Raw genomic sequence first — 12940 nt, 5'->3', positions numbered from 1 at the left:
TCATGCGCCTTCAGCGCCGTACCTACAGCAAATCCTTCAAAGCCCAGGTCATTCAAGAGTGTTCAGAGCCCGGCGCCTCCATCGCCAACATCGGATTGGGCCCCAGCCTCAACGCCAACCTCGTGCATAAATGGATACGCCTGCACACGCAGAAATCCACCGCGTTGCAGCCAGCGTTCATCCCTCTGCATACCCAGATGCTCCCGACCAGATCACAAGGCCAACCCGCCTACATTTGCCTTGAAATCCAATATCCGCGCACGCTCATCAAAATGAGTTGGCCCGTCGACAGTGCCGCCGCCTGCGCAGCCTTAGCTTGAAGGCCAAGCGGGACGAGGCTGGCCTGCATCATTTTCGCCCTATCTCCCGAGCGTCTCCGCCACCAGGTGCAGGCCAATTCAGCATGCGTGAGCGCTTCAGATCCTCACGACGAATCACGTAATGGCCAGCGTCAAAAAAAAGTTCGAAATTTTTGGGGCGCGCTGCAAGCCAAGCGGTATGCAGCTTGGGCTGTACGCCCAACAGGATATGCACACATTATCCACAGGGCATATGTGTCTTCAACGCTTGATAACTAAGCGGAAATCGCTCATCTTGTGGTTGCTGCGACAAAGACACCCTAGATATGGTGTTTGCAGTGCCGTGTCCCTAGACGGGGGGCGAGTTCAGCGAGCGGTCACGTTAGGTCGCCAAACGTTCCGTGATCCACTCGCTCTCAAAGCCATACGGTTGGACAACCTGACTTGAGTGAACGCATTACATCGAATTGCGCACTGCCGCGTCAAATGAAAGGTGACGCGTGGTTCGATGCGCTAGCGCTCGGTCGGGGCACTTAATCTCTGATCAAAAGGTAAGACTATGAGCTTTAATGCGAAACAAACCAGCAGTTCGATCGCCAGCCTGGCCTCGGCTGTACTGCTTGACTCTAAATCCTCCGCTTTGGCCAAGGAGCTAGCTGGCTCGGCGCTTTCTCAGGCCTCATCTACCAAGCAAACCAGTGCTCGGATGGAGGAGCTAGCCAGCAAAATTCTGGGTGAGTTGGGCCACAGCCAGACGGTGTTGAGCCTGGCAGGCTCCGTGCTTTCGCAGGCGAACAAAGAGCGCTGAGTTCGGTGCTGGTAACCACGCCCCGCCCAGGCGGGGCGTTTCTATTTCTGTTGCGGAGCCCGACGGTTCATCTCCTACCTGTGACACCCCGCCATGAGGTAGTTTTTGCGAGGTGGAGCTTGGCTCCGGCTGCCCGTTGAGGCGAGTACCGTAGCGGGATTTCTTGATTGTGGGCCAGCAATGGATAACCCCCGTCTGCTTTAGATTGAGCTTCGAGTTGTTCCTGTGCATTGATGGCCTATTGCCCTGGCGATGCCTTTTCGGTCTTTGAGCGTTAGAGCGAGTGGAATGGAAAGCATAATCGTCAGTGACGTCTGGGGCGCGCCTCGGGTTGCTATGGCGAGGGCGTCGCGAACGCCCTCAGCGAATTGCTGGACGGATACAGGCGTATGCTAGGGAAAGATGGCCCTGTTCGAGTCACGTAAGAGGTCGAAGAACGCACCTTCAAAACTCCAGTATTGAGGGCGATGGTGTCCACTCGATTAGGTGGACACCATGGCTTGCAGCGGGTGGGGCGGGAAGATGTGTTGGCCGGACGGTTACTATCAATGTTTAGTTTCAGAATTCAAAAGCCCAGCCAGAATCAAATCAAACCCAGAAGACTTCTGGTAATCATCGTTCATGGCCCAAGACACAAAGCTGGCACCCTCCAGGGCATTCAATATAAATCTTGAAACCTTCGTAACGTCTAGGTCGGCCTTAAGCTCACCCAGAACCTGGCCATGCTTGATGTTATCTTGAAGCCAAGTGAGATGGATTTCGAAAAAATCCTTTGTTATCGCCTTGAGGCTTTCAGGTAAGGCCAGCAGCTCTGCAGCCAACGCCCCGCAGAGTGGAAGCATTCCATTTTCACTACTGTGCGCGAACATAAGAGCAAAGGCGTTCAACCGGTCAACAACGCCAATATTTTCATCATTGATGGCATTCAACTGCTTCTTGAAACGAAACAGATAGCTTTCGACGATGGCAATTGCCATGCCTTCCTTGGTCGGGAAATGATGATGAATACTCGCCTTCTTGATGCCAATTTCCTCTGCCAAGTCGGCATAGCTGAAGGCTGCGTAGCCCTTCGTGCGCAACAGAATTTCAGCGCTGGTCAAAAGGTCTGAACGTGTACTCATGATGCGGCATCCAAATTTGTCATCCAGACATCATAAATTAGTCACCCCTCATAAGACAGCGCTCGCCATGCGCGCACTGGGCTTCCTAACCCTTAGCGCCCATCTCGAATAGGCTCCATGCGGGATTGGCGAGCCTAGGAGCCTGCTTAGGACTACCGATCCACCAGGCGGCGGCTGATCTGAGGCCATTTCGAAATGAGCCAGAAACGCTAAGACGCAAACTGGTTCGGGATCAACGAATTTTGTTGGGATTGGTTGCGAATGCGCAGATAAAAATCCATACGTGAGCAATGAGGCTTCCCAGCCAGGCTATCTATTTTTTGGAGGGCAGGGCGGGAAAAAGCTTACCAAGAGCGGGAGTACGGGGGGCATGCCGTTTGCCGCCTTGCTTGATCACTGAGTTTTCTGGGGTGATTCTGCGTCTGGCACCCGCTTGCCTAATTCGACGACGTCATCATTGAGGTCGGGCACGCAAAAAATGCATTCGTTTGGATCGATTTGCGTTCCTTCAATGTAACGCATTCGCTTATTAGCCGACGATCGATTGATGCCGAACCGAAAGGTAGCTCGGGTGGGTGGTTTATCGTTTGTGTCCACGTGTAAATTCCTCCGACTTGTGAAGGCAGGATACCATCCAGTAGGTAGGCTTGCAATGGGTGGTGCCATCTGACATCACTTATGTCGCGGGGCAGTACTAAGGAATTTGGATTCAGAGGTACACGGAATGGGGCACTGCTGCATCCTTGTGAGCTGGAGTGTGGCTGTGCCAGTCCTGCTGGTGCGCGGCTGGCTGGTTGGCTGGCTGGTGTATAATAACGCACGAGAAATGGTACGATTTCATTACAATTTGGCGAGCCAGATAGTTGTTTAGGTTATCGTCACATTTTCAATGTGGTTGGCTGGAAATTATTCCATGATCGATTGCATATTTTACTAGCGCTGCAGGTTTGTCGATTTTTAATTTTCGTCGAATGCTCAGGCGGTGCGTCTCTACTGTTCTGACGCTTATATTAAGTTCACGGGCCATTTCTTTGTTGTTCAGTCCTTGAGCCATTTTATAAAGAACTTGGCTCTCCCTGGGCGTTAGTTCGCTGGACTCGCCGTCTTCAAGGAGAAGTTTTTGTGCTATTTCGGCACTGTAAAAAGTACCTCCAGTTGCGATCGCTTCAATCGCCGCAACTATTTCTCTCGAAGGGGAGTTTTTTAACACGTAGCCGCTCGCGCCTGCACGCAGTGATTCGCTGACGTATTCTTTACTGTCGTGCATGCTGAGCACCAGAACCCGCAATGAAGGATGCTTTTCGCGTATTTTTCGTGTGAGTACAAGACCGTTTATGTCTGGTAGATTGATGTCTACTAGAAGTAGGTCTGGCTTGCACTGTTCAACCATTTCCATGGCGCGTGCGCCGTTTTCGGCCTCACCAACAACAGCCACATTGGGTACTACCGAAAGCAATGCCCTGATCCCGTCGCGGACAAGCGAGTGGTCATCGACTAAGGCTAAACGAATTTTTGTTGATAGGCTCATAGGGGGGTGTCCATTGTTATCGAAATAAGTGGTTCAAACTTTTCTACAAGGGATGCTCATTGGGATCTCAATGTCGACCTCACTCCGGCCAGGTGAAGATACCAGATGAAATCGACCACCCATGTGTTCGACGCGTTCGCGTATGTTTCTTAGTCCGATCCCGGCATGGCGACGCTCAACTTCATCGACGTTAAAGCCAACTCCATCGTCGATGACTCTTAAGCGAACAGATTTCTCGGTTCCAAACAAAGTAATCGCTACATGGTGAGCTTGAGCGTGTCGCTCGATGTTAGATAATGCTTCCTGAACAATTCGAAAAAGCGAGACGGGTACCCCATCGTCCAGCAGGCATTCAAACTCATTGGTTTCGAACGTTACCCGCAGTCCACTGCGCTGCTCGAACTCATCAGATAATTGTCCGATTGCGGCGGGAAGCCCCAGGGTGTCCAAGAGCGAAGAACGAAGGTCGTGTGAGATGCTCCGAACCTCCCCGATGGCCTCTCCAAGTCGCTCGGTAGCCTCTTTCAAGATAACTGCACCTGGGCTTTCTTCGTTTTCGAGCAGAAAGCCTGCTAGCTCAAGTTTGTATTTTATGGACACGAGAACTTGGCTAATGCCATCGTGAAGCTCGCGAGAAACGCGCGAACGCTCCTCTTCCTGAAGGCTGACAATTCGCTGGTTCAAGCGTTGTAGCTTGGTGTCGGCCAGTCGATGCTCACTCAGGTTCAGCGTCATCCCGCTTGCAAATACGAACAGGACTGCCACAAGGGCGACGACAGCAATTGAAACCATCGTCTTGCGGATGCCATGAGCCACTTCATCGCGCGCTTGCCGAGTGGCTTTCTCAACGTCTTCAAGGTAGATGCCCGTACCGATCATCCACCCCCATTGTTTTAACATTACGACGTACGCTAGCTTTTCGGTCACTCTTCCGGATGAAGGCTTATTCCACGCATAGCGTTGAAAGCCCTCTCCAGACCTGGCACTTTTCAGCAACGCTTGAATCACTAGCAGACCGTGTGGATCTCTCATATCCATGAGGTCTTTGCCGACAAGCTCTGCCTGCCGTGCATGCATCAGGCTGCGGCCTTGGCGATCGTAGACGAAAAAATAACCATTTATACCAAAGCTAAGCTTCCTCAGCTCGTCTAGGACTTTTTGCTTGGCATGTTCGTCACCATGGCCATCGTTATAGAGGGGGGCGATCAAGCTCCTTGCCATCGCTACGTAGTTCTCCAGCTCTGCACGCTTACTGACCAAAATACTGTCTTCGATCAGTTGTGCTTGCTGGTCACCCAGCTGGTTGTTCAGGGAGATGACAAGCGCGCAGATAGCGGCAATAGCCAATACAAGTGGCAAGATCCCCAGGGCGACAATTTTGTGTTTGAGCTGCATTCCTACTCCTGTCCAGACCTTGTACTCGACCAGCGGTCTTGGGGGCTGCGGTTGGAGACCACTGAGGCTCCAGCATCTTATGTCAATCCCCGATGCACCGAGTAGCCGAAAGCGGCTAGCGGTCGAAAGACCCGATTGCATAGCCGGCAGCTCAGTAGAACTACGTAGGCTTGTGGGCGTAGTTCTGCGGATTTATTTGTGGTGGGTATACGCGGATATTGGCCGCTGCCGCGAAGCGGACACAAATATAAAAATCACGGTCGACGACCTACAGGCTGTCGACAGGAGACACGTAATGACCCATATGGCTAAACACATTGCCTGGTTTGCCGTGGCTGTTCTGGGAGCATTCGCGCTGAGCGTCGTGGCCTTGCGCCGTGGCGAAGCTATCAATGCTCTCTGGATCGTAGTCGCAGCAGTCGCCATCTATCTCGTTGCATACCGATACTACAGTCTGTTCATCGCCGAGAAAGTGATGCAGCTAGACCCTCGTCGGGCCACTCCCGCCGTTGTCAACAACGACGGCCTGGATTATGTGCCGACCAACAAACACGTGCTCTTCGGGCATCACTTCGCTGCAATCGCTGGTGCGGGGCCTTTGGTTGGGCCAGTACTCGCTGCCCAGATGGGCTATTTGCCTGGAACGCTTTGGCTGATAGCCGGCGTGGTGCTTGCCGGCGCGGTACAAGACTTCATGGTGCTATTCCTGTCTACCCGCCGCAACGGTCGCTCTTTGGGGGACATAGTGCGAGAGGAGATGGGCAGAGTCCCAGGAACGATCGCGCTGTTTGGCTGCTTCCTGATCATGATCATCATCCTTGCCGTATTAGCGCTGATTGTGGTCAAAGCGCTGGCTGAGAGCCCCTGGGGTATCTTCACCGTCATGGCCACCATTCCGATCGCCATGTTTATGGGCGTCTACATGCGCTATGTTCGTCCCGGGCGCATCGGAGAGATCTCGGTAATTGGTGTGTTGTTGCTGTTGGGCTCAATTTGGTTGGGGGGGCAGATTGCTGCTGACCCAGTTTGGGCCAAGGCTTTTACCTTCACCGGTATTCAAATCACCTGGATGCTGATTGGCTACGGCTTCGTCGCTGCGGTGCTGCCCGTCTGGCTGATCTTGGCACCACGTGACTACCTGTCCACGTTCCTCAAAATTGGCACGATTCTCGCGCTTGCCGTCGGTATTCTCGTCACTATGCCCGAGCTGAAAATGCCGGCGTTGACTCAGTTCACCGATGGCACGGGGCCGGTGTGGAAAGGCGGCTTGTTCCCGTTCCTCTTTATTACCATTGCCTGCGGTGCAGTCTCGGGATTCCACGCGCTGATAGCCTCTGGCACAACACCTAAGTTGCTCGCAAGCGAAGGCCACGCCCGCTACATCGGCTACGGTGGCATGTTGATGGAGTCCTTCGTAGCGATCATGGCTATGGTGGCTGCGTCGGTAATTGAGCCTGGTGTGTACTTCGCCATGAACAGCCCTGCGGCTATCGTTGGTGGTGATGCAGTGTCCGTAGCGCAGACGGTTAGCAGTTGGGGGTTCACAATTTCACCTGATCAGCTTGAGGCTGTTGCCCGAGATATCGGTGAAACCACAATTCTTGCCCGGGCAGGAGGTGCACCGACGTTAGCTGTAGGTATTGCCCAAATCCTGCACCACCTCTTGCCGGGTGAAAATACCATGGCGTTCTGGTACCACTTTGCAATCCTCTTCGAAGCGCTGTTTATCTTGACCGCAGTCGATGCTGGCACCAGGGCAGGACGCTTCATGCTGCAGGATTTGTTAGGTTCGTTTGTTCCTTCCCTACGCCGCACAGAGTCCTGGACGGCGAACCTTATTGCCACCGCTGGCTGTGTGGCACTGTGGGGCTACCTGCTCTACCAGGGCGTGATCGATCCGTTGGGTGGTATCAATACGCTTTGGCCGCTGTTCGGCATTTCCAACCAGATGTTGGCAGGTATCGCTTTGATGCTAAGTACCGTCGTGCTTATCAAAATGAAGCGTCATCGGTATGTTTGGGTGACCCTGCTACCAGCGATTTGGCTGCTGATTTGCACTACAACTGCGGGATTCATCAAACTGTTCGATGCTAACCCTGCTATGGGCTTCCTGGCGTTGGCCCGTAAGTACAGTGATGCGCAGGCCAATGGTCAGATTTTGGCGCCGGCGAAGGACATTTCGCAGATGCAGCATGTGATCTTCAACGCCTATACGAACGCTACGCTCACAGCCCTGTTCTTGCTTGTTATGTTTAGCATTTTGTTCTACGCGCTCAAGGTTGGGATTGCGGCGTGGGGTAGCAAGGAGCGGACGGATAAAGAGTCGCCTTACCAAGCACTGCCTGATGCATAAAGGAGGGTGGTAGCGTGTTCAATGACCTGAGTCGCCTCGGTAAATACCTGGGTCAGGCAGCGCGTCTGATGGTGGGCATGCCTGACTACGACACCTACGTCGAGCACATGCAGAACAAGCACCCTGACAAACCTCTGATGTCATATGAGGAATTCTTTCGGGAGAGACAGGAAGCTCGATATGGCGGCGGCAACGGTCAGCCACGTTGCTGTTAGCACCTTGAGGTATTTATCTGCGTAGTCAATCGCGCCCGATGCAATGCATCGGGCGCTTTGCGTCTTGGTCTGCGAAAACGGTGTCAGTCTTCTAAATGGTTGGTAACGCCATGGTTTAGTTGCTTTCCGAGTGCTCCCGAAAATTCCAACGCAAATGCTAGTCCCCGTCTGACATCCGAATCAGAGGTCATCCGAAGCAAACGGATTAAAGAGGGGGGTTCCGAAAGCTTGCTCACTTGCGCGCTTGCGACGCGAGCTGCGTTACCCGCTAACCATGCAGCAGACGTGCCTTCTTCGAAGACATTTGCTAGCTTTTCGACCATGTAAGAATCGCTCATGTCGACGATGTCGGTCGCAACTGACATTAGGTCGACCAGCCTTGAGAGTCGATCTCCGGCCAAGAGTGGCTCAAGCTTTACGACAAGCAGCCTGAGCCCTTCGAGCGCCGCCTCGCTAAGTTCCAACGATTCCAAAATCGAGGGCGCTCCCGGTTGATTTTCCGAGGCGCTTCCTTGTTCAGAGAGTAAGCTCATCTGAGGTGTCCTGTAAAATTATTGATCGTGTTACACCAGGCCGCGCGCGACCGCCCAATATATGCCTCTATTGAAGCTTTTCCTCATAAGTCCGCCAACCTTAGTGGGGGGCGTAGGCTTTACATCACTTTCATAGTCGTACCAGAGCGGCATTCCTGCCTCCAGTCCCATCTGAGCAATTGCAGCAACCTTGCCCTCGTAACTGTCGCAAGTCCGCCCGAAACGAAGCTCGGAGGCTATGTTATTTACTACAACGGGGGACTGGCTATGGCATGCGCCTCCGGCCTTGCTCACGGGGAGATCAACGGTATCGCCCAAAACATAGACGTTTTCTAAGCCATAGACTTTCATGGTTTGATAATTTGTAGGGAGCCACCCTTCATCGTCTGCAGCTTGCGATAGTCCGGAGTTTCTGACCGCCTCTACGGCGCGGATAGGTGGGGTTGCCATAAGGATATCGAAATCTTCAGCCCCACCCTCTTCTGAAAAGGCGATATTGCTTTCTGGATCAACTCTGTTGAGAGTAAAGCTTCTTTGATGCTTGATGCCCCTTTGCTCAAATATGCTTGGTAGTACTTCGCAGGTGTCCTTTTGCAAAAAAAGACAGTTTCTTAACAGTTGAGCTACGGTGGGGTACGTGTAGACAATTTCCACCTTGTTTCTAACGCCGCGTTTACGTAGCAGGTCGTCAAGCATTAGTGTAGTTTCAATGGGCGCAATACCACATTGATGAGGTACATTGGGCGTCTTGGGGAATGTTACCGTGACTAGGATGCGACCTTTTTCGATCGACTTTAACTTATCTGCAAGCTGCCGCGCAGGCTCATGCTGATAGAAGTGATCACCGCCTTCTTTTAGGCCGTCGATTCGTTCAGGGCTTGGTATGCACCCTGTGGAGATAATGAGTTGGTCGTATCCGTATGCTTTTCCGCTCTTACATTTCACGCGGTTTATATTGAATTGGAATTCCTCGACCTCTTCAATAAGAAAGTCAATCTCAGGGCGGAGTAGGCTGCGCTGAGGCCGCCTGAGTTCATTCTTGAAGAAGCTGTCAAAGGCGATGTACATGAAGGCTGGTTTGTAGTAGTGCCAGGGGGAGTTTGACAACATCAAGATTTCTACTTTACCACTGCGTATTTCAGGGTAGAGTTTGGTGGCAAGGTGATTGGCAGTCATTGTGCCGCCAATGCCGCCGCCGACAATAATTATCCGATGGGACATGTGCTCTCCATAGTTTTAGCTAAACGAAGGCCAGTCGTGCTGTGAGCGAGGCTGGCCACAATGAGGCTCTAGCGGATTAGGCCGGGGGAATGCCTGTGTTCAGTGCGCCATCCGTAGAGGTATTGAGTTTTGAGTGTTTTTTGGCGTATAGAAAGTAGATTGCGGCACCAATGAGCAGCCATGCTCCGAATGCAATCCATGTGTGCAGTTTTAGATACGACATGAGCGTAATGCAGAAAATAATCGCGAGTGCTGGTACGAGCGGTACGAGAGGGCATTTGAAGGCACGTGGCAGATCGGGCCGCTTTTTCCTAAGTACGATTACTGCAAATGAAATAAGGCAGAATGCGGCTAGCGTGCCTATGTTCATAAGTTCAGCAAGTACATTTAATGGCACTACTGCTGCGATAAGGCCGAAAATTATGCCGATCACCCAAGTAGTGAAGAATGGTGTTCCATATTTAGGGTGAATTTCGGAAAACTTAGAGGGCACCAATCCATCGCGAGACATAGCGAAAATAATTCTGGATTGCCCATAGAGCATTACAAGCACGACCGTGGTCATCCCCAAGATAGCACCCAAGTCGACAAAGCCTGCTACCCAGTTTTCACCTGCATGTTGGAGGGCTAGCGAGACGGGATGGTCGACGCCGAGGAACTCACCGAATGGAACGATACCTGTCATGATCATGGACACCACGACGTACAATATCGCGCATATACCAAGTGAACCAATAATCCCGATAGGCAAATCACGCTCGGGTCTTTTGACTTCCTCGGCTGCAGAAGATACTGCGTCAAAACCAATGAACGCAAAGAAGACCAATGCTGCTGCGCTCATTATTCCATTGAATCCAAAAGGCGCAAAGGGCTGCCAGTTTTCGGGCTTTACGTGTCGGGCGCCGACAATAATGAACAAAAGTACGACTGCAATTTTGAGTGCCACCATGATGTTGTTGATTTTTACAGATTCACGTATTCCAACAGAAAGCAGCCACGTGATTACCATCATGATGACAAACGCAGGAAGGTTGAAGAAGGTACTAACGCCTGGTAGCGCCCCGGGTGCTGCAGTCAACACGGTGGGTAACGAAAGTCCGAACCCACTTAGAAGAGACTGGAAGTAACCAGACCACCCAACAGATACTGCGGCGCTAGCCAACCCGTACTCAAGCATAAGATCCCAGCCGATCATCCATGCAACAATCTCACCGAGTGTGAAGTAGCTGTAGGTGTAGACGGAGCCTGCTACCGGAATGCTTGATGCAAACTCTGAATAGCAGAGTGCTGCAAAGCCACACGCTAAAGCAGCGATGATGAACGAAACTGTCAGTGCAGGCCCAGCTGTTAGAGCGCCCGTGCCCGTTAAAACAAAAATACCTGTTCCTACAATGGCGCCCACCCCGATAAATATAAGGTCGACGGGCCCGAGCACCCTTTTTAGAGATATTTTTGAAGATTGTAGTTTGCTTATTTCGTCTAAGCTTTTTGTTCTAAAAATGCTCACAATTGCCTCCGGTTTTATTATTCTCGGCAGTACGTGAAGAAGGGGGGTAACCTATCGGATCCCCCTGTCTTAGCGTGCGCAAGGCTTTATTTATTTAATCGGTTAATTAACGCTCGATCAATGTTAAGCCTGATGGCAAATCAGATCGAATCTATCAAAGCCCAGTTTGAGGTCGGCGATCAGGTCTTCTGCATTTTCCAAGCCGATATGAAGTCTAATCAGGTGACCCTTTTCCTCCCAGGTGGTTGTGGTACGCATTTTTCGTGGATCTACTGTCATCGCTAGGCTCTCAAAACCACCCCAGGAATAGCCGAGTCCGAAAAGACTTAGATCATCAAGAAGGGCTTTGACTGCTTCAATGGGGGCGGATTTGGTAACAAACGATAGGAGGCCGGTTGCGCCTGTAAAATCCCGGCGCCATAGGGAGTGATTTTTGTGGGATGGTAGCCCAGGGTAAATGACACGAGAAACTTGGTCTTGCTCTTCCAACCATTTTGCCACGCACAGGGCGCTGCGTTGATGTCGCTCCAGACGAACGTCTAATGTCCGAAGTCCTCGCAGTGCCAGATTCGCGTCGTCCGGGCTCACATATGTGCCCGATTGGAAATGGTAGGCTTTCAGTTGCGGCCATGCGCGTGATGATGCGGCGATGGTGCCGATAAGGGCATCAGAGTGACCAACGATATACTTGGTGGCAGCCATAATCGAGAGATCAACGCCATGATCGATCGCTTTGAAGTAAAGCGGCGTCGCCCAGGTGTTATCGAGCAGAACCAGTGCGCCATGGGCGTGTGCGGCCTTGGCGATTGCCGGGATGTCTTGAATTTCAAAGGTGTGAGAGCCTGGGGACTCAGTAAACACCGCCTCAGTATTAGATTGGAAAAGTTCGGAGATGCCCGCTCCAATTTGAGGGTCGTAGTAGGTTGTCTGAATACCCAGCCGTTTTCCTGCAGTATCCAAAAAATGGCGTGTCGGGGCATAAACACTGTCCGGTACCAGAATATGGTCGCCTGAGCCTACAACGGACAATATCGCGGTAACGCACGCGGATAGGCCGGAAGGGCACAGAACGGCCCCAGTGGCGCCTTCCAGCGTTGATATAGCTTCGCACAGGGCCTCGGTCGATGGATTGTTCCATCGACCGTACTGATAGCGCTGGTCGCCATTCTGCATACAGTCGACGCTTGGGAAAACGACTGTCGAACCTCGGTAGATAGGAGGGTTGACGAAACCGTAGTGGTCTTCGGGATGGCTACCTGCGTGAGCAATCACCGTCGCGCTTGAGGTGGTTAACTTATTGTTATTCAAGGCTTTTCTCTCTGATCGATGCGTGGCTAGACCAGTTAATTATATTTATTTCCTAGAGAAATTTTCTTTCGTATATTTCTTGCATGGCGGTTTTCTAGTTAATATTATTAGGGCTGTCTAGGAAAATTCCGTATCCGATTAATTTAGATTTTTCTGCCATTGCCCGAGATGCGCCCATGATTGAGCTGGATAAGGTGGATCGAATGATCCTTGAGATCGTTCAGTTGAACGGTCGTCTCACCAACGCTGAGATTGCAGCTCGCGTCTCGCTTTCGGCCCCTGCAAGCTGGAAGCGATTGAAGCGGCTTGAAGAAGAGGTGATCGAGGGGTATCACGCTTCCCTTAACCGAAAAGCTATTGGTTTGAATGTTTTTGCTTTCATCAGTATTACGTTGGATACGCATTCTGAGGAGGCGATGGACAACTTTGAGAAGGGAATCAATTCACTTCCAAGTGTGATTTCCTGTCATAACATATCTGGGAAGTATGACTATTTACTTCAGGTGGTGGTTAAAGACATGGACGATTTCCATCAGCTGGCTATGTATAAGATCCGCCGCTTGGGAAATATTAAGGAGATGTATACGGGCTTTTCTCTCAAAGAGATCAAAAGGTGCCCGACTCTTCCTTTGTGAGTGCCAAGGTTACGCGC

Annotated in this window: 12 protein-coding genes; 5 read left to right on the top strand and 7 right to left on the bottom strand. The window is 51.7% G+C overall.

Features of this window, described 5'->3' with window-relative positions; translation table 11 throughout:
- The first annotated feature begins 2 nt into the window (after nt 1-2).
- Complete coding sequence (locus KUO17_RS08625) at nt 3-320, top strand: transposase (RefSeq protein WP_100633705.1); 318 nt, start codon at nt 3-5, stop codon at nt 318-320.
- Nucleotides 321-858: 538 nt separating this feature from the next.
- Nucleotides 859-1107, top strand: a complete 249-nt coding sequence (locus tag KUO17_RS08620; RefSeq protein WP_100633707.1) for a hypothetical protein — start codon at nt 859-861, stop codon at nt 1105-1107.
- A 545-nt stretch (nt 1108-1652) separates the two neighbouring features.
- Here KUO17_RS08620 and KUO17_RS08615 read toward each other — a convergent pair.
- The 3 genes from KUO17_RS08615 to KUO17_RS08605 all read right to left on the bottom strand — a co-directional run bounded on the left by KUO17_RS08615 (nt 1653) and on the right by KUO17_RS08605 (nt 5151).
- A complete protein-coding gene (locus tag KUO17_RS08615; protein ID WP_100633709.1) occupies nt 1653-2228 on the bottom strand; it encodes a TetR/AcrR family transcriptional regulator in 576 nt (191 codons plus the stop codon).
- An 886-nt stretch (nt 2229-3114) separates the two neighbouring features.
- Nucleotides 3115-3756, bottom strand: coding sequence for a response regulator (locus KUO17_RS08610; RefSeq protein ID WP_186517021.1), 642 nt, complete (start codon nt 3754-3756; stop codon nt 3115-3117).
- Between the two features lie 33 nt (nt 3757-3789).
- A complete protein-coding gene (locus tag KUO17_RS08605; protein WP_122388547.1) occupies nt 3790-5151 on the bottom strand; it encodes a cache domain-containing protein in 1362 nt (453 codons plus the stop codon).
- Nucleotides 5152-5446: 295 nt separating this feature from the next.
- Between KUO17_RS08605 and KUO17_RS08600 the strand changes: the two genes are divergently transcribed.
- Both KUO17_RS08600 and KUO17_RS08595 read left to right on the top strand, forming a co-directional pair.
- On the top strand, nt 5447-7504 hold the full coding sequence (locus KUO17_RS08600; RefSeq protein ID WP_100633715.1) for a carbon starvation CstA family protein: 2058 nt from the start codon (nt 5447-5449) through the stop codon (nt 7502-7504).
- 14 nt (nt 7505-7518) lie between these two features.
- Nucleotides 7519-7719: a YbdD/YjiX family protein gene (locus KUO17_RS08595; protein WP_014860748.1), complete on the top strand. Its 201-nt coding sequence runs from the start codon at nt 7519-7521 to the stop codon at nt 7717-7719.
- 83 nt (nt 7720-7802) lie between these two features.
- Here KUO17_RS08595 and KUO17_RS08590 read toward each other — a convergent pair whose 3' ends face one another.
- The 4 genes from KUO17_RS08590 to metC all read right to left on the bottom strand — a co-directional run bounded on the left by KUO17_RS08590 (nt 7803) and on the right by metC (nt 12288).
- The gene (locus KUO17_RS08590) at nt 7803-8252 is read right to left on the bottom strand and encodes a DUF1641 domain-containing protein (RefSeq protein WP_186517023.1); all 450 of its coding nucleotides are present in this window, start codon (nt 8250-8252) and stop codon (nt 7803-7805) included.
- 30 nt (nt 8253-8282) lie between these two features.
- A complete protein-coding gene (locus tag KUO17_RS08585; protein ID WP_186517025.1) occupies nt 8283-9473 on the bottom strand; it encodes an NAD(P)/FAD-dependent oxidoreductase in 1191 nt (396 codons plus the stop codon).
- 76 nt (nt 9474-9549) lie between these two features.
- Nucleotides 9550-10980: a branched-chain amino acid transporter BcaP gene (gene bcaP, locus KUO17_RS08580; RefSeq protein WP_186517027.1), complete on the bottom strand. Its 1431-nt coding sequence runs from the start codon at nt 10978-10980 to the stop codon at nt 9550-9552.
- 123 nt (nt 10981-11103) lie between these two features.
- Nucleotides 11104-12288, bottom strand: a complete 1185-nt coding sequence (metC, locus tag KUO17_RS08575; protein ID WP_186517029.1) for a cystathionine beta-lyase — start codon at nt 12286-12288, stop codon at nt 11104-11106.
- A 176-nt stretch (nt 12289-12464) separates the two neighbouring features.
- Here metC and KUO17_RS08570 point away from each other — a divergent pair, with 176 nt between their 5' ends.
- Nucleotides 12465-12923 (top strand): Lrp/AsnC family transcriptional regulator, encoded by a 459-nt coding sequence (locus KUO17_RS08570; RefSeq protein ID WP_100633724.1) that lies wholly within the window; start codon nt 12465-12467, stop codon nt 12921-12923.
- The last annotated feature ends 17 nt before the right edge of the window (nt 12924-12940 follow it).

This window comes from Pseudomonas aegrilactucae (genome assembly GCF_019168305.1).
Taxonomy (GTDB): Bacteria; Pseudomonadota; Gammaproteobacteria; order Pseudomonadales; family Pseudomonadaceae; genus Aquipseudomonas; species Aquipseudomonas aegrilactucae.
Note: the sequence above shows the minus strand (reverse complement) of the source record. Positions and strands in the feature narration are given on the sequence as shown.